At 42.0% G+C, this 16,211-nt stretch carries 10 protein-coding genes; 4 read left to right on the forward strand and 6 right to left on the reverse strand.

Annotation, left to right across the window (positions count from 1 at the left end):
- Positions 1–118: 118 nt before the first annotated feature.
- The 6 genes from MUY27_RS18915 to MUY27_RS18940 form a co-directional block, all read right to left on the reverse strand.
- Positions 119–814: a peptidylprolyl isomerase gene (locus tag MUY27_RS18915; protein ID WP_245132730.1), complete on the reverse strand. Its 696-nt coding sequence runs from the start codon at positions 812–814 to the stop codon at positions 119–121.
- On the reverse strand, positions 811–1,161 hold the full coding sequence (locus tag MUY27_RS18920) for a hypothetical protein (protein ID WP_245132736.1): 351 nt from the start codon (positions 1,159–1,161) through the stop codon (positions 811–813). Before MUY27_RS18920 ends, MUY27_RS18915 begins: the two co-directional genes overlap by 4 nt.
- Before the next feature lie 219 nt (positions 1,162–1,380).
- On the reverse strand, positions 1,381–3,861 hold the full coding sequence (locus MUY27_RS18925) for an outer membrane beta-barrel family protein (protein WP_245132737.1): 2,481 nt from the start codon (positions 3,859–3,861) through the stop codon (positions 1,381–1,383).
- Positions 3,862–4,045: 184 nt separating this feature from the next.
- Positions 4,046–4,216, reverse strand: coding sequence for a hypothetical protein (locus MUY27_RS18930; protein WP_245132739.1), 171 nt, complete (start codon positions 4,214–4,216; stop codon positions 4,046–4,048).
- Positions 4,217–4,232: 16 nt separating this feature from the next.
- The gene (locus MUY27_RS18935; RefSeq protein ID WP_245132740.1) at positions 4,233–5,873 is read right to left on the reverse strand and encodes a PspC domain-containing protein; all 1,641 of its coding nucleotides are present in this window, start codon (positions 5,871–5,873) and stop codon (positions 4,233–4,235) included.
- Positions 5,874–5,892: 19 nt separating this feature from the next.
- Positions 5,893–6,237 (reverse strand): PadR family transcriptional regulator, encoded by a 345-nt coding sequence (locus MUY27_RS18940; RefSeq protein WP_245132742.1) that lies wholly within the window; start codon positions 6,235–6,237, stop codon positions 5,893–5,895.
- A gap of 175 nt (positions 6,238–6,412) precedes the next feature.
- On the opposite strand from MUY27_RS18940, the gene MUY27_RS18945 reads away from it, so the two are divergent.
- The 4 genes from MUY27_RS18945 to MUY27_RS18960 all read left to right on the forward strand — a co-directional run bounded on the left by MUY27_RS18945 (position 6,413) and on the right by MUY27_RS18960 (position 16,041).
- Positions 6,413–9,667 carry a SusC/RagA family TonB-linked outer membrane protein gene (locus tag MUY27_RS18945; protein WP_245132744.1) on the forward strand — a complete coding sequence of 1,085 codons (3,255 nt, stop codon included), beginning with the start codon at positions 6,413–6,415 and terminating at the stop codon, positions 9,665–9,667.
- A 19-nt stretch (positions 9,668–9,686) separates the two neighbouring features.
- The gene (locus MUY27_RS18950; RefSeq protein WP_245132745.1) at positions 9,687–11,024 is read left to right on the forward strand and encodes a SusD/RagB family nutrient-binding outer membrane lipoprotein; all 1,338 of its coding nucleotides are present in this window, start codon (positions 9,687–9,689) and stop codon (positions 11,022–11,024) included.
- Between the two features lie 255 nt (positions 11,025–11,279).
- Positions 11,280–14,366, forward strand: a complete 3,087-nt coding sequence (locus MUY27_RS18955) for a SusC/RagA family TonB-linked outer membrane protein (RefSeq protein ID WP_245132748.1) — start codon at positions 11,280–11,282, stop codon at positions 14,364–14,366.
- A 13-nt stretch (positions 14,367–14,379) separates the two neighbouring features.
- Complete coding sequence (locus MUY27_RS18960) at positions 14,380–16,041, forward strand: RagB/SusD family nutrient uptake outer membrane protein (protein ID WP_245132749.1); 1,662 nt, start codon at positions 14,380–14,382, stop codon at positions 16,039–16,041.
- The last annotated feature ends 170 nt before the right edge of the window (positions 16,042–16,211 follow it).

A 16,211-nucleotide genomic window follows, 5' to 3' on the forward strand; every position in this document is an offset into this window, starting at 1 on the left:
TTCGGATTTAATTTAAATCTTTGAATTTACTACTAAAGGTTACCAGACCTGATTACACTTATCATGTTATGGATAGCTGGAAATTCAAAACTGAACATTCGAATTTCGAAATCGAAAGTTAGTCTAATCCCAAAATCTTATCCAGTGCTTTGCACGATTTTTTATTCAATAATTCCACCGTCATCGGTACATCTTCTAACGGGCGGTCGTGCGCGTCTTTCTTTACGGCGGCAATGCGGTCTACCATATCTATCCCGCTGATTACTTCGCCATAAACAGTATAGTTTTGATCGAGGTGGGGCACACCGCCAACGGATTTATACCAGTCGCGCTGCCAGGAAGGTATTTTGCGTCCTTTTAAACGGGTTTGCTCCAGCGTGTCCAGCTTTCCGTCTGTAAAGCGTTTGCCTTCGGTGATGTAAAACTGGCATCCGCTGGATGCTTTAGCCGGGTTATCGTCCCGGGCTGCAGCCAGCACGCCGCGTTTGTGAAACAGGCTGTCTTTAAACTCAGCCGGTACAGTATAGCCTACATCGCCATTACCCAACTCTTGCCCAGGTTTAGCTTTTTTCGAATCCGGGTCGCCACCCTGGATCATGAAGTTCTGAATTACCCGGTGAAACAACGTGCCATTGTAGAAACCCTGTTTTGTAAGCTTGATGAAATTGTCGCGATGCTTAGGCGTTTCATTATACAGCCGGATGATGCACTGGCCGTATGCCGTTTTAATACTTACGTATTGGTTCTTTGGCCCTTTTGCAAATGCCTGGGCGGCCAGGATAAATAAAAATGTTAGTGATAAAAGTTTTTTCATATCGGGTTGTTCATCTCGTCAAAGTAATCAACAATTAGCGATTTTATCAGCATTTCCTGCTCCAGCATGGTATAGTTAGGAACATTTTTAACCAGTTTCCAATGCGGCCAGCCGTCCTGGTCCAGCCCCTCCAATTCGTAAAAACCTAATTTACTTAACAGCTTGCAGGTTGCTATATGCATCAGCTCTTCTTTTTGGCGCTTGCTGAATTTGCGCGGACCCTGGCCCAGTTCCTGCACGCCGATCAGGAAAAGCATTACTTTAATATCTGGTTTTTCACCATCAAATTCTGCCGCAATAAACTGTTGCAGCTCTGCCCATCTTTTATTCGTTTCCGCCGGTGTCATGTTTGCAAATATAGGCTATTTAATGGTCGCGGGCAGGTAAACAAAAAGGTCGCTGCAAAATGCAAACGACCTTTGATTATTATATGGTTGAGGGAATGGGCTTTTATTTATTAAGTATGACCTCACCTAAATCCTTTCCAAAAGAGAGGACTTATTATTAACGATGCAGTTATTAGACTTTAAGGTTTTTATCCCAGATTCAAAATTGTATTAAATGAATTAGTTTCCAGATTTTACGCGGTTGCTTTCTTCTGCACCGGTTTGGTGTTGGCGAACGCGGATCTTGGTATTGCCAAAATTATAGGTGAAGGTTAAGCGGCCGACGCGGGTTTCATTCTTCTGATGAATATCGATGTTATTACCCTGCGCCCGGCTGATAACATTGTTTTCGCGCATGTTAAAGATGTCGCTTACAGACAGTTTCAGGCTGGCTTTCTTGTTTAGGAAGGCCTTGCTGATGCCACCATCAATAGAATATTGTGGTTTGATGAGGAAATAACCATATACTAACGATGATTGGTAATTACCGGTAATTTCCATTTTAAACAGCTTCCCTACAGTGAAGTTATTACTCAGGCGGCCGTTATAAGCCAATTTTCCATCGTCCAGGTTTCCGCTGCCCAATGTGCCGTTTTGTACACTGCCAGATTTAAAGCTCATGTAAAAAGCAGTTGCGTTTAAATTACCGCTCCACCATTTGGTGAGTTGGAACGGGGTGTTCAAATTCAGGTTATAGTTGTTTTGAACACGCAGGTTAAGCGTGGTCTGGAAGGTTGCCTTTTTTGCCGGGTCGGTCAGGATCACCTCTGTAATCACGTCATTCGTACGGCTGTAACCCAAGGTAAGATTAATAGCGTGGTTATAGGTGTAGTTCAACTCGAAAGAATTGGTGTACTGCGGCTTCAAAAATGGGTTGCCTTGTGAATAAGTAAACTGATCGAGGTAATATACAAACGGGTTTAAGTTATCATAGCTAGGGCGGTCAATCCGGCGGCTGTAGTTGAAACCGATCTCGTTTTTTTGATTAATGGTATGGTTGATAAATAAACTTGGGAACAAGTTCAGATAAGAGCGGTCTACCACACGGTTATGGTCATCGCTTACACTACCGGTTACCAGGTTGCCGTTAGAGCTGGTATACTCTGCACGCAGACCTGCCTGTACAGAAGTGTTTTTAAACTGTTTATTGTAATTCAGGTACCCGGCTCCAATTCGTTCGGTGTAAATAAAACGGTTGGTTAAGGTAGCGTCATTAATATAACCTTTGGTAGTACTGTCCACTTCAGCACGCAGGTCGTTATCTGTTTTTACAGAACTGTATTTCATACCGGCTTCCAGTTTTGATGTTTTGTTCAGCGGCAGTGCATAGTCTGCTTTTGCCGAACGGATATCTATTTCAGAAGGGGTGTTGTTGCGGCGTAACAAAGGGATATGGTTTTCTACTCCGTTATTACCAAAGAACATGGTGTTATATTGTGCGGCAGACCGGTTCTTGAAAGTCGAATAATCTAAGTCGGCGTTCAACTCCTGCCCTGCGGTATCTAACTGCAAATGGTCGTTCAGGTTAAAAGCCAGGTTCTTGTAGCTTTGGTCGATAACGGAGTTAGTGATTTGATAACCATTATAGACAAGAAGTTTGTTACCAATATTGGTGCGATTGAAGTTGTCGTCCCTTTCCGGGTTAAAGTAACCGCTGGCCACAAATCCCAAAGTGTTTCTTTTGCCGGTTTCCACGTCAGCCCCAACCCTGAAATTATTGTAATGGTAACTATTAGTCATGCGGGTTTGCTGGCTGAAGTATGTGGTACTGGTTTGGTCAGTAACAGTTCTGTCTATACCCAGGTTGTTGGTACGTTTGCTGTCGCCGCGGCTCAGGGTACCGAAAATGTTTACGTTGCCTTCTTTATGGTTTAAGGTTAAAGAGGTATTATCCCTGAAATACTTGCCGAGTGCAGCAGTGGCAGAAATGTTGCCGTTTGTACCGCTCTGACGGTTCTTTTTTAGCTTGATGTTGATGATGCCCGAGTTACCCGCAGCATCATATTTAGCCGATGGGTTGGTAATGATCTCGATGGATTGGATGGTGTTACCATCTGTCGACCGCAGTAAGGTGGCTAATTGCGCCGCAGAAAGATAGGTTAGCTTATCGTTGATCATCACGGTAACGCCCTGCTTTCCGCGAAGGCTAATGTTGTCGTCTTTGTCTACAGTTACACCAGGCGCTTTCTCCAGAATCTCCATGGCAGAGTTGCCCGCCGCCAGGATACTGTTCTCTACATTCATCACTGTGCGGTCTGTTTTCCGCTCGATCAATGGCCGGCTGGCTACTACGTTTACCGTTTGCAAGCTCTTGCTGGCCTGTTGTAATTGCAGCACCGGTACGGTAACAGTTGCACCTTCGGTAACGTTAAAAGTTTTCGAGGCAGATTTCAGGTAGCCAACCATAGTGGCCTTTACCACATAGCTGCCTGCTTTAACACCGGTGAAGGTGTAAATGCCGTTATCATTGGTCAGGGTGCCTTTTACTACGGTTGAATCTTTGCTTCTTAGCAAACTTACGGTTGCGTAATCTGCCGGTTTGCCGTTTTCGTTAGTCAAGGTCCCTTTCACTTTAGCGGTACCTGCGGTTTGAGCGTTTGCGGCGCCTGCACTTAAAAGTAATGCAGCAAACGCGAATATTTTTGTATAGTGTGATTTCATTGTTTATAGTGATGTGATTGTAGTATATATTCTTTAGTTCCCTGATATTTGGGCAATAGTTATCCCATTAAAGATTTTTCGTCTTTTTTTAAAATGCTAATAAAACTTGTGCTTGTGCGTCAGTTAATCTTAACCCGTGCGGGTTGCCGATTTTTAAGTTTAGATGCAGGTTGGGAATAAAAGGTTACAGCGAGAAATTAAAAATTATCACGGGGATCAGTTTTTTTAAAACGTCGCGGTAAAGATCAAAACCCCTGATGCCTGTTTCGCAGATATCGCATGAGGGTACCAGTGGCTGTTCATAAGCCCTGGATACAAGAAAGCCGATAAGTAAAATAATAAGCCCGGTTATCATGGCCAGGCTTATGTATTTATAACTTTTTCGCATTTGGTTTAATGACCGCCGTATCAATTTTTAAAGTGTCCACCTTGCATCTGATCCCGTTTTCTGTCATCATAAATGTCAGCTTATCGGGCGAGCTTAGTTTATTGTCGCTGGCGCAGGCATAAAAATCGGCATTTGTGTAATTTCTTAGCGCTCTTTCTATAATTATTTTTGAATTCAGCGGAAGTTTAAGCGTCAGGTTGATCTCCTCGTTATGCCAGGTGTTCTTTTTTAGCTGGTGTAGGCGGTAGTCAAAGTTCAATACCGTATCTTTCTGGGTGAAATTATATTGCGTATTACGTGCGTTCATCAGTGCTTCTTCGTAGGTTTTGCCTTTAGCGTGGTAACGTTCTACCAATACCGGTTGTGCTACGTCGCTCCGCTCGATATTGATCCATACGTTGCGCGGGCCGTTATTTAACTCGTCTTCATCATCCTCATTGGTTACTACCAGGCCGTCGAACCTGGAGCGGATGTCTAACCGTGCGCTGTCTTCCTTTGTCAGGAATTTGGTGTTGTTCAGTTTCAGGTAATAGGTATTCGCTGTGGTGGGCTTAATGTTGATCGTTTGGTCAAAGCTGGCCGACTGTCTGAAATTGGCTGTAATCTTTGTGGCTAAATAGACGCATATACTCAATGCACATATCCAGGTGATCAGCAAGCCCGAACTCATAGACCGGGTAAGCGCTGGTGTGTTAAAGATTGCCCGGGATAAGATCACGATCATGGCGATCAGCGGGATAATACCGATGAGAAATACCGAAAAATAGATCCAGCCTGCGTATTGATAACCGATGATACTAAACGGGAACGTCATATGCAGGTCGTTCTTGAATCCGATAGCCGAAACAAGCAGCACAATGAGGGCTATTGCCAACCCGAAAAAACAAACCATAAACGCAATGCCAATAAGTTTGAGAATTAGTGTGGCGAGTGTTTTAATGGAATTGCCTGCAAACCCGAAAAACTCTTGTATAAAATCCCGGAAACGATAGATAAATGGCCGTGCTTCCAGTTCCATATCGCCCAGCTTGCCTCGAACGTTGGTCAGCTCGGCTTCGAAGTTTCTTTTAAAGCCTTCGATGTTCAGTTTTTCGCCTTTCATCGCCATGCGGTCTGCACGGGTAGTTGCTTTGGGGATCACCAACCAAAGGATAATGTAAAGGAATAGGCCGGTGCCGAAGAACAGTAAAGAAAAGGCAAATGCCAGGCGGATCCATACAGCCTTAATATCAAAATAATTGCCGATACCTGCGCATACGCCGGAAATGAGATGATCATCAGGGTCGCGGAACAAACGTCGCTTGGTAGCACGTTCGGTAAAAGGAGGGTAGGCTGTCGTTTCTGATGTTTCACCCGCAGAAAGGTCGAAATCTTCCACAGAACCCATTTGCTGTACCACCATGTTCACGTCCTGCTCTATCACTACCTGCCGTCCTTCGCGAAGCAGTATTTCGGTAAAAAGCTCGGCAATACGGTTTTCTATATCTGTAGTGATCTCCAGGCTATCTTCAGAGTTGAAGAAATGTTTTTTTACGGCGGTCATGTAGGCCTTCAGTATTTCGTAAGCAGTCTCTTCTATATGAAATACGGTGCCGTTTATATTGATGATGATTGTCTTATTCATGATTGTGAAAAATTGTGGGTCAGTTATTATTGTTGTTACGTCCTTCTATTGATGTTTCTACCGCAAAGGCCAGTTCGCGCCAGGTTTTATCTAACTGTTCTAAAACTTTCCGGCCATCGTCTGACAGCATGTAGTATTTGCGGGGCGGGCCCGACGTAGATTCTACCCAGCTGTAATTTAAAAGGCCGTTGTTTTTTAGGCGGGTAAGCAGGGGGTATAATGTGCCTTCCACTACCAGCAGTTGCGCTTTACGCAATTCTGCTATAATGTCTGATGCATATATTTCGCCCCGCGCTATAATGGAAAGTATACAGTACTCGAGTATACCTTTCCGCATTTGGGTTTGTGTGTTCTCGATTATCATAATACAAAGATATATGTAAAAGAATGTATTATGCAATACATAGTACTAAAAAAATATAAAATACCCTATCGAATTCGTCAGAATTTCAAAGATTTCCACATTTTAATTTCAACTTATTAACAATTAGCCCCTATTTTTAGCTCATTAACTATTAACTGATTTTATAATCGACAAAATGAAAAAACTTCTACTATTGAGTTTGTGCTTTCTGTTGTTGTCTGTAAGGCAAACTTATGCACAAGGCCGTACCGTGACCGGTACGGTAACAGCCAAAGAAGATGGTTTACCCGTTCCAGGCGTTACTGTCAAAGTACGTGGAAGCCAGACGGGTACCGTAACTGGCGGAGATGGCCGTTATGTATTAAAAAATGTGCCTGAAAATGCTTCTATCGTCTTTACTTTTATCGGCTATGATCCCCTAACGCTGCCGGTAAATGGTCAGAGCAATGTTAACGCGGTTTTAACAAGCAATAACAAACAGCTTTCTGAAGTAGTGGTAACTGCTTTTGGTATCCGTCGTGAAAAGAAGGCTTTAGGTTATTCTGTTCAGGAAGTAAAAGGTGATGACTTAAACGCTGCTCAGCAGTCCGACCCCCTGCGCGCTTTAGCTGGTAAGGTGGCTGGTGCTAACATAACTGGTTCATCAGGAACTCCCGGAGCGGCTACTTATATTCAGCTTCGTGGCCAGAACTCTTTGACTGGAAATAACCAGCCGCTATTTGTAATTGATGGTGTGCCGATTAACAATAGTCAGAATACGTCAAGCGATCCGTTGGTAGGCGCCGCTCCAACCAACAGAGCAGCAGATATCAATCCAGAAGATGTAGAAAGTGTTACTGTGCTCAAAGGCCCTTCGGCCGCCGCTCTTTACGGCATTCAGGCTGCAAACGGCGCTATTGTAATTACTACTAAAAAAGGTGCTGCCGGAAAAACACAGGTTGATTTTAATGTTGGTGTCTCTTTCGACAAAGTAAATCGTTTACCTAAACTTCAAAATCAATGGATTAAAGGTGAGAAAGGTGCAATTGGAAGTTACACCAGCTCAAGCCGCTATTCATGGGGCGCTAAGGCTGATACCTTGAAATGGACCGGTATCCCTAATGCATATGACCAACACGGAGATATTGTAGGTGCTTCTAACCCTGCTGGTAAGATCGCATTTCAGCCTTATGATAATCTGAATAACTTTTTTAGAACAGCACCTACTTTCAATAATTCCGTAGCCATAAGTGGTGGTAATGATGTTGCTACATACCGGACCTCTGTTTCCAATGTATATCAGAATTCTATTGTTCCTGAACAATATTATCAGCGCACATCTGTTGGCTTTTCCGGAGCACTGCAAATGACCAAAAAGTTAAAGGCTTCAACCAGCTTAACTTATACTAGCAGTAACGGTAATTTACCTCAACAGGGAAGCAACCTTTCTGGTTTTATGCTTGCACTTACCAGAACACCTATTTCTTTTGATAATTCTAACGGGTTGAAAGACCCAGCAAACAATCCGCTATCTTATACATTGCCAACTGGCCAGTTAAATATAAATGGCTACCCGCAGCGTAACTATAGAAATAGCGGAACATATGACAACCCTTACTGGATCATCAACAATACACCGTTTACCACTAATGTGAACCGTATTTTTGGTAACATCCAGTTAGATTACAACATCGGTAGTGGTTTCAGCGCCTTGTATCGGTTAGGCACAGACAGCTACCAGGACAACCGTCATCAATATTACGAGATTGGAAGCGGTAGCTTCAATGGCGGCCAAGTTTTTGACGATAGATATACCTATAGAAGTTTAAATTCTGACCTGATCTTAAACTACACCAAAAAATTATCAGACAGCTTCCAGTTTGATGGTAAAATCGGCAACAACTTCTATGGTAGAAAGATAGACGAGCTATATACACAAGGTGATGGCTTAGTGGCACCTGGTTTTGATAATATGGCTAATGCCAGTTCAATCCTTTCAAGCAACCCGGTGGTGCCTTATAGATCTGCCTCTGTTTTCTATGATTTGAACTTGAGCTATAAATCAATTTTATTCTTAGAAACTACCGGTAGAAATGACTGGGTTTCTTCATTGCCGAAAAGCAAAAACAGCTTCTTCTATCCATCTGCCAGCTTAAGCTTTGTGTTTTCTGAATTGGGTGAATTGAAGAACAGCAGCGTGTTAAGCTTTGGTAAAATCCGCTTCTCGGCTACCCAGGTGGGTAATGCGCCTGATCCTTTCCGGACGCAAACTTTTTATGTGCCAACAGCTTTTTCAGATGGTTATACTAATGGTATCAAGTTCCCGGCAAACGGAACAGCTAGTTATGCTTTGAATTCACTATTGGGCAATCCTAAACTTGTTCCTGAAAAGACTACCTCTTATGAATTAGGTACACAGTTACAATTTTTCGGTAACCGCTTGGGTTTAGATGCAACCGTTTATTACAATAAGGGTACTAACCAAATCGTAGCAGCTCCTATCGCTGCGTCGAGCGGATACAACAGCCTTACTCTAAATAGTGGTTCCCTTGAAAACAAAGGTTTGGAGCTACAGTTGTCTGGAACACCCATAAAAAGCACTAACTTCTCCTGGAACTCTTTCATAAACTTCGCTTTAAACCGCAATAAAGTATTGTCATTAGCTCCTGGCGTAAATCAAATCACTTTGAACGGTTTCACCGGTACGGTTATCGCCGAATTGCCAGGTCAACCGGCTGGCATTATTTATGGTTACGGATATACCCGCGATTCGCAGGGCCGGATTGTTATCGATGATCAGAACACCGTTGGGTATCCGTTAGCTAATACTAATGTTCAAGAGAAGATAGGTAATACCAATCCTAAATTCCGAATGGGTTTTGGTAACACCTTTACCTACAAAAAAATCTCTTTGTATGGTTTGGTTGACTGGAAATTCAAAGGCGATATCTGGAATGGTACCAGGGGGTCATTAGCAGCTATCGGTACTTCAGACCTTACCAACAACCGTAATACTTCAACCGTATTTGCGGGTGTAAATGGCCACATTAATTCTGCAGGTGCCCTTGTGCATTATGATGCAAATGGAAATGAGGTTGCAGGTGCAGGAGCCGTAAATACAAAGAGTGTGTTATTAAATCAGGGTTGGTACCAAGGTAACGGCGGCGGCTTCGGTAATTTAAATGAAGCGTTTATAGAAGATGGTTCATTCATCAAGTTGCGTGAAGTAGCCCTTTCTTACGACTTTAAAGACCTGTTTTTTGGTAAGAGCAGTAAAACTGTAAAAGGATTTTCAGTAGGGGCATTTGCACGCAATATCATCATCTGGACCCCGTACAAAGGCATTGATCCTGAAACAAGCTTAACAGGTGCCACAAGTGCACAGGGCATTGATTATTTCAACAACCCCGGTGCTTCCAGCTATGGAGTTAATTTGAAAGTTAAATTTTAATTGAGAAGGGACTTTATTTATGAAAACCAACATAAAAAAATATACAAAAGTATTGCTGATGGTGGCAGTAACGCTTGGAGCTGCTTCCTGTAAAAAGGGATACTTTTACGATGGGATCAATAATGATCCGACACAGTTGCAAAAACCGATTCCGACCAATCTCTTGCCCGGCATTATCCAATCGACAGGATATGAATGGGGAGGTGATGCTTCGCGTTTCACATCTATCTTTATGCAGCAGGTGACCGGGGCGGCTAACCAGTCTTACTCAGCAACAAATTATTCTGTATCGTCTGACGATGTGGATAACATGTGGAGCTTCGGCTTGTACGGTGGTATCATGAACAATGCTAATGCTATGGTAAAATTAGCTGATGCAAACGGTCAGGCGCATTATGCTGCCATAGGAAGGATATTGCTTGCAAATGCTTTAGGCCTTACGACAGACCTATGGGGCGATATCCCTTATAGCCAGGCGTTTCAGGGTAATGCTAACTTACAGCCTAAATATGATAGCCAACAGCAAATCTATACGACAATTGATAATCTGCTGACTACTGCTATTACACAGTTAGCTGCAAGCGAAAATTCAATACAGCCGGGTTCTGACGATAAGCTTTACAGTGGTGACTTGACTAAATGGACTAAATTTGCGCATTCTTTACGTGCTAAGTTTTTCCTTCACCTCGCAAAAGTAGATGCGTCAAATTATAGTAAAGCAATAACTGAGGCCCAGTCAGGATTTACGAGTTCAAATGACGATGCTGTTGTGAACTTTAGCGAAACTAGTGTAAATACTGAAAACCCATGGTCTCAGTTTAATTCACAACGCGGAGATATAGAATTTACGGGCTATATCTATGACCTGTTAAATAAAAATGGTGATCCGCGTTTGGACGTGTATAGTGACGGTGGCGGTGGTTTAGGTGCCTTATACGGAAATTCAAACTCACCTGTTTACCTGATGAGCTATGATGAGCTTCAATTTATCATCGCAGAAGCTCAGTTCCAAACAGGTAACAAGCAGGCTGCTGCTACTGCTTATAATGCAGGTGTAGCCGCTAACCTTGGAAGAACTGTAGGTAGCTCTACTTATGCTGCTACCGTAGCTAAAACTAGTGGGAGCATTGCCTTGAATGATATCATGACCCAGAAGTATATTGCCAACTTCCTGAATCCAGAAGTATGGACAGACTGGAGAAGGACAGGTTTACCTGCGCTTACACCGGCTGCTGGTGGTGTGCTGAATGGTCAAATCCCAAGATCATTGCTTTATCCGTCCGGAGAGCAGCGTTACAATACCAACACGCCTCCGAATACTGGTGGTATGTTAAGAAGAGTATGGTGGGATAAATAATTAAAAATACACTTTAACGACAAAAAGAGCCGGAAATTGCATTTTTCGGCTCTTTTTGTTTATATTTAGCTACACCTTTTCGCAAATCACTTCTCCTATCTTACTAAATACTTACTTATTCGTAAGTGTCTCTGTTTTTGAAATGATATAAACATTTCGGGAAAATTAAATTTTGCTTAATAAATCGGCCAATTTTTTTTGGTAATTCTAAATTATGTTTATTTTTAGCCACTTAATTAAACAAACTGATAACGCATGAAAAAAATTTTACTTAATTTTTTATGGGTTTTGATTATGCTAGGCTCACATGCCTATGCCCAAAACCGTACAGTTACCGGTACAGTTACCGGTAAAGAAGACGGCTTACCATTGCCTGGCGTAAGCGTCGTTGTAAAAGGTACAAAAATTGGTACCCAAACTGGAGCAAACGGTAAATTTTCATTAAATGTACCTTCTCCAAACAGTGTTTTAGTATTCTCATTTGTAGGTTATGAAACTACAGAGGCCCGGGCCTCTGCAAATTTAAATGTTTCGTTGATTACTGCTCAGCGTTCTTTAAATGAGGTTGTTGTAGTTGGTTACGGAACTCAAGAAAGAAGGGATTTAACCGGATCTGTAGGTAAAGTTTCTGGTGCTACACTGGCTAGTAATCCTACTCCAAGTTTTGACAAAGGACTGGCCGGTAGAGTTACAGGTGTTAGGGTAACTGAAAGCAGCGGTTTTTTAGGATCTGCACCAACAATTCGCGTGCGTGGAACAAACTCGTTAAGTAATGAAGGCGGGCCGCTTTACGTTGTTGACGGTATTCCGATTGTAACCGGTAACCAAAGTGGTGTTGTTGCTAACAACCCTCTTGCCGATATCAATTCGGAAGACATCGAGAGTATCGAGGTACTTAAAGATGGTTCTTCTACTGCAATTTACGGTTCTCGTGCATCAAGCGGTGTTGTGTTAATTACTACCAAAAAAGGTAAAACAGGTAGACAGGTAATTAATTACAGTGGCTGGGCTGGCTATGCAACTGCTAGCAAAAGGTTAAGTGTTCTTAACGCAAATGACTTCATTACCATTGCGAACGAGAAATTGACTAATTCAGGTGCTACTCCTAAAGCATTTCCTACACTCGACCCTACAGGAAATCCGTATAATACAGACTGGCAAGATGTGGTATTCAGAAGGGGTTTTCAACAGAACCACGCAATTTCAGTAAGCGGTGGCACTGATAAATCGAACTACTATTTTTCTGCTGGATTTGCTGACTTTAAGGGTCAGATTGTTGGTAACGAACAACGTAAATATAATGTTCGTGCAAACGTTGAACAGAAAGCACTTAATATTCTTACTTTAGGCTTTACCAGCGGTATTTCTTATGTTAAAAACTTAGGTCTTAACAGCGGTACCAACGGATTGTCTGCAAACGTTAATAATGCTCTACAAGCGTTACCAAACGTACCTGTTTTTAATCCTGACGGATCTTATAACATTAGTGCTGATGGTACAGTGTTAGGTCCGGGTTCTAATACCAAAGGTATCGATAACAACTATACCAACATCAAGTATATCCTTGATAATAACATTTATAAAAATCAAAATTTAACTTTCACAGGTACCGGCTATCTTGACGCAAAGATATTTGACGGCTTACACGCACGTACCCAAATTGGGGTTAACTCTTTATACGGTGAGGATTATCAGTATTGGAACCCTATCCATGGTGATGGAAGACCAAATGGTTTGGTATTTCAACAGTATATACCAACATTCAACTATGATTGGGTAAATACACTTACTTATAACAAGATTTTTGGTAGTCATAAAATCAATGTTGTAGGAGGTGCGGAATTTCAAAAACAACGTGCCCGCTCTTTTAACGCTCAGGGAACAGGATTATCTAACGTTTATTTCGGTCCCAACAACCTGATTTCAGGTACCCTTTCCACCCCTAATATCGGTGGTGGTATAGCTGAGAACGCTATCCGTTCTTTCTTTGGAAGAGCTAACTACGCATTTAAAGATCGTTATTTGTTAACATTAACTTATCGCTCTGACTATATATCGAATTTGGGCCCAAATAGTCCTCCGGGATTACTACCCGGCGGATCATTAGGCTGGAGAATTTCTGACGAATCTTTCTTTAAAAATTCATCTGCCCTTAAATTCGTTAACGATTTAAAATTACGTGCAAGCTGGGCAAGAACAGGAAATGTTAACATTCCGACATATGCGTTTGCTAGTACTTATGCTCCTGCTACCTATGGAACTTCAAGCGGTATCGCCTTTAATGTGCTTGGAAATGATAAATTGAAATACGAAAAGACAGACAAACTGGACTTTGGGTTCGATTTAACAATGTTGCACAACAGAGTTAGTGTTACCGCAGATTATTTCAAAAACAACGATAATAATTTGATTCAACAGGTTGCTATTGCGCCTTCGCTGGGTGTACCTGGTAACCAGATCAGCCAAAACGTTGGTAGTATGTACAATAAAGGCTTTGAGGTTTCTGTAACGTCAACAAACATTCAAAGCAGTGCATTTACCTGGACTTCGAACTTTAACTTCACTTACATTAAAAACAAGGTAACTACTCTTTACGGTGGAAATGATTTAATAGGTACTTACAACATTACCAGAGTAGGTAATCCTTTGAATTCTTTCTACGGTTATACCTTCTTAGGAGTTAATCCTGCTAATGGTAACCCGATGTATTTAAAAGGTAATGGCCAAACTATACAAGGAGATGTTACTAAAGGGAATTACTATATCTATGATCCGGCAAATCCGACTGCTTTAGTTACTCAAACTACACTAAATACAGCGGATAAAACCATCATTGGCAATGCTCTACCTACCTATTATGGTGGTTTTGCTAACAACTTCACTTACAAGAACTTTGACCTGGGTATTTATCTGACCTTCTCCGGTGGGAATAAGGTAATGAATGCAACACGTCAGGAAACCTTGTTAAACCAATTGTTTATTAATAACGGTACCGAGATACTTCAGCGCTGGAATTCCCCTGGACAGGTTACCTCTGTTCCTAAGCTGTATTATGGTAATGGTAACTTCATTAATACAACAGGTAACGCCAGCACAAGATTCCTGGAAGACGGTAAATTTATTCGCGGCCAGGAACTTAGTTTAGGATATACGCTGCCTAAATCTATTGTGCAAAAAGTTAACATGAACAAAGTACGTGTGTATGCACAAGTTCAAAATGCCTTTATTATAACTAAGTACAAGGGCTTAGACCCAGAAGTGTCAAACACTGGCACCAGTGTTGACTTCAATGCCAATCCAAGACCGAGAACTTTCATTTTAGGTTTAAATGTTGGATTCTAAATATTAAAACAGCATGAAAAAGATATTTAAGAGATTTGATTTAAATAAGTTTATGGCCGTTGCTGTAGGCTTTGCGATAATGGGTTTAAATTCTTGTAAGAAGTTTACAGAATTGCAACCTTTAAGTTCCCTGTCCACAACCACAGCATTTAGTACTACAGCTAATGTGGAGTTGGCGGCAAACGGTATGTATAACACAGCTGCGGTTGGTACCTATAATGGTGGTGGCGGTCGTGGCTATGCTTTCGGCGCTGCTTCTATAGAACAGGGTGAGATGAGAGGCGAGGATATGATCAATATCGCCTCGTTCTATCAGATAACTTATCAAGCTACTTATGATGCCTCTACAGGTTCTGCAAATAACTATAACATGTGGATCAACCTGTATTCCCTGATTAACCAGTGTAATACGTTTATAGCAGGCGTACGTCAGGCAGCAAGTTCTGGTGTTTTAACAGCTGCCAACGCTAGTGCTTATGAAGGCGAAGCTCGATTTTTAAGAGCTTTAGCTCATCACGAATTACTTATTCAATTCTGTCGTCCTTATTTAGATGGAAACGGCTCTCAAATGGGAGTTCCTTATCGCACGATAGCTATCAACAGCCAAGCCGCTGTACAAGATGCGCTACAGCTAGATAGAGGTACAGTTGCTCAAGATTATACCAAAATTTTAGAAGATCTGGATTACGCAGAGAATAACCTTCCTTCAGCACAAAAAATAACCCGTGCTACAAAAGGTGCTGCAATAGCATTGAAAACCCGTATTAAATTACACATGGGTGATTGGGCTGGTGTTATAACAGAAGGTGCTAAGCTTGGAACAAGCGGTACAGCGCCATTTACAAGTCCGGTAGGGAATTACAAGCTTACCGCTTCTCCTGATGGGCCTTTCTATACTGGTGTGTCTTCATTATCTGGAAACTACGCCAATAATACTGAATCAGTTTTTTCAGTGGCACAGAGCTCGCTGGCAAATGGAAGTGTAAACGGTGCATTGCCGAATATGTTCGGGCCTGCAAGTATCATTATCAATGGTGTTACAAGCAGCCAGGGCGGGCGTAACTTAGTTTGTACAAGCCCTAATTTGTATAACGCATCTTTCTGGGTGACTGGCGATCTTCGCAGAAGTCTTTTGCAAATTCAGCAAGGAACTACAAATGCGAAATATTTCTTTAACTGGAAATATCGGGATGTTACTACTCAAAGTGATTATGCGCCTATCATTCGTTATGCAGAAGTATTGCTTAACGTTGCAGAGGCCTATGCACGAACCAACAATACTACACAAGCACTTGCATTGTTAAATGCGGTTCGTAACAGGGCTGTAGTTAACGTGGCAGACCAGTATACTGTTGCGTCATTTGCAACAAGTAAAGCAATGACACAGGCTATCTTAAATGAGCGCAGAATAGAGTTTGCTGGTGAAGGTCGTCGTTGGGCAGATATTCACAGATTAGCTAAAGACGCTGATTTTACTACCGGAGGTATTCCTGCGAAGATATTGATTGCACAAGTAAAAGGAGATGGATCAAGCTATGATGTGGTAAATCGTCCGGTGATTACCCCATCTTTTGCAGCTATTCCCTATAGTGATTACAGATTTATCTGGCCTATACCAGCTCCAGAGCTAACTGCTAATCCTACTTTGGCAAAACAGCAGAACCCTAATTATTAATCTCAAAATAAACTCGAGTCTAAGCCGCCTCTTATCTAAGAGGTGGCTTTTTTTCTGAAAGTAAATAGCAAAGTATACAATCCATCGTGGTTAAAAGAATTTTTTCTACGTGCTCATAGGCAACAACCGTTGGTTCCTGATGGATTAAATCAGTTTTATTTCCGACCTCT

Source organism: Mucilaginibacter straminoryzae, assembly GCF_022953055.1.
In the GTDB taxonomy this organism is placed as follows: domain Bacteria; phylum Bacteroidota; class Bacteroidia; order Sphingobacteriales; family Sphingobacteriaceae; genus Mucilaginibacter; species Mucilaginibacter straminoryzae.

Coding starts and splice junctions, on each gene's coding strand:
- MUY27_RS18935 (WP_245132740.1), bottom strand. CDS start 5,873: ATGAATAAGACAATCATCATCAATATAAACGGCACCGTATTTCATATA.
- MUY27_RS18920 (WP_245132736.1), bottom strand. CDS start 1,161: ATGACACCGGCGGAAACGAATAAAAGATGGGCAGAGCTGCAACAGTTT.
- MUY27_RS18950 (WP_245132745.1), top strand. CDS start 9,687: ATGAAAACCAACATAAAAAAATATACAAAAGTATTGCTGATGGTGGCA.
- MUY27_RS18945 (WP_245132744.1), top strand. CDS start 6,413: ATGAAAAAACTTCTACTATTGAGTTTGTGCTTTCTGTTGTTGTCTGTA.
- MUY27_RS18955 (WP_245132748.1), top strand. CDS start 11,280: ATGAAAAAAATTTTACTTAATTTTTTATGGGTTTTGATTATGCTAGGC.
- MUY27_RS18925 (WP_245132737.1), bottom strand. CDS start 3,861: ATGAAATCACACTATACAAAAATATTCGCGTTTGCTGCATTACTTTTA.
- MUY27_RS18915 (WP_245132730.1), bottom strand. CDS start 814: ATGAAAAAACTTTTATCACTAACATTTTTATTTATCCTGGCCGCCCAG.
- MUY27_RS18930 (WP_245132739.1), bottom strand. CDS start 4,216: ATGATAACCGGGCTTATTATTTTACTTATCGGCTTTCTTGTATCCAGG.
- MUY27_RS18960 (WP_245132749.1), top strand. CDS start 14,380: ATGAAAAAGATATTTAAGAGATTTGATTTAAATAAGTTTATGGCCGTT.
- MUY27_RS18940 (WP_245132742.1), bottom strand. CDS start 6,237: ATGATAATCGAGAACACACAAACCCAAATGCGGAAAGGTATACTCGAG.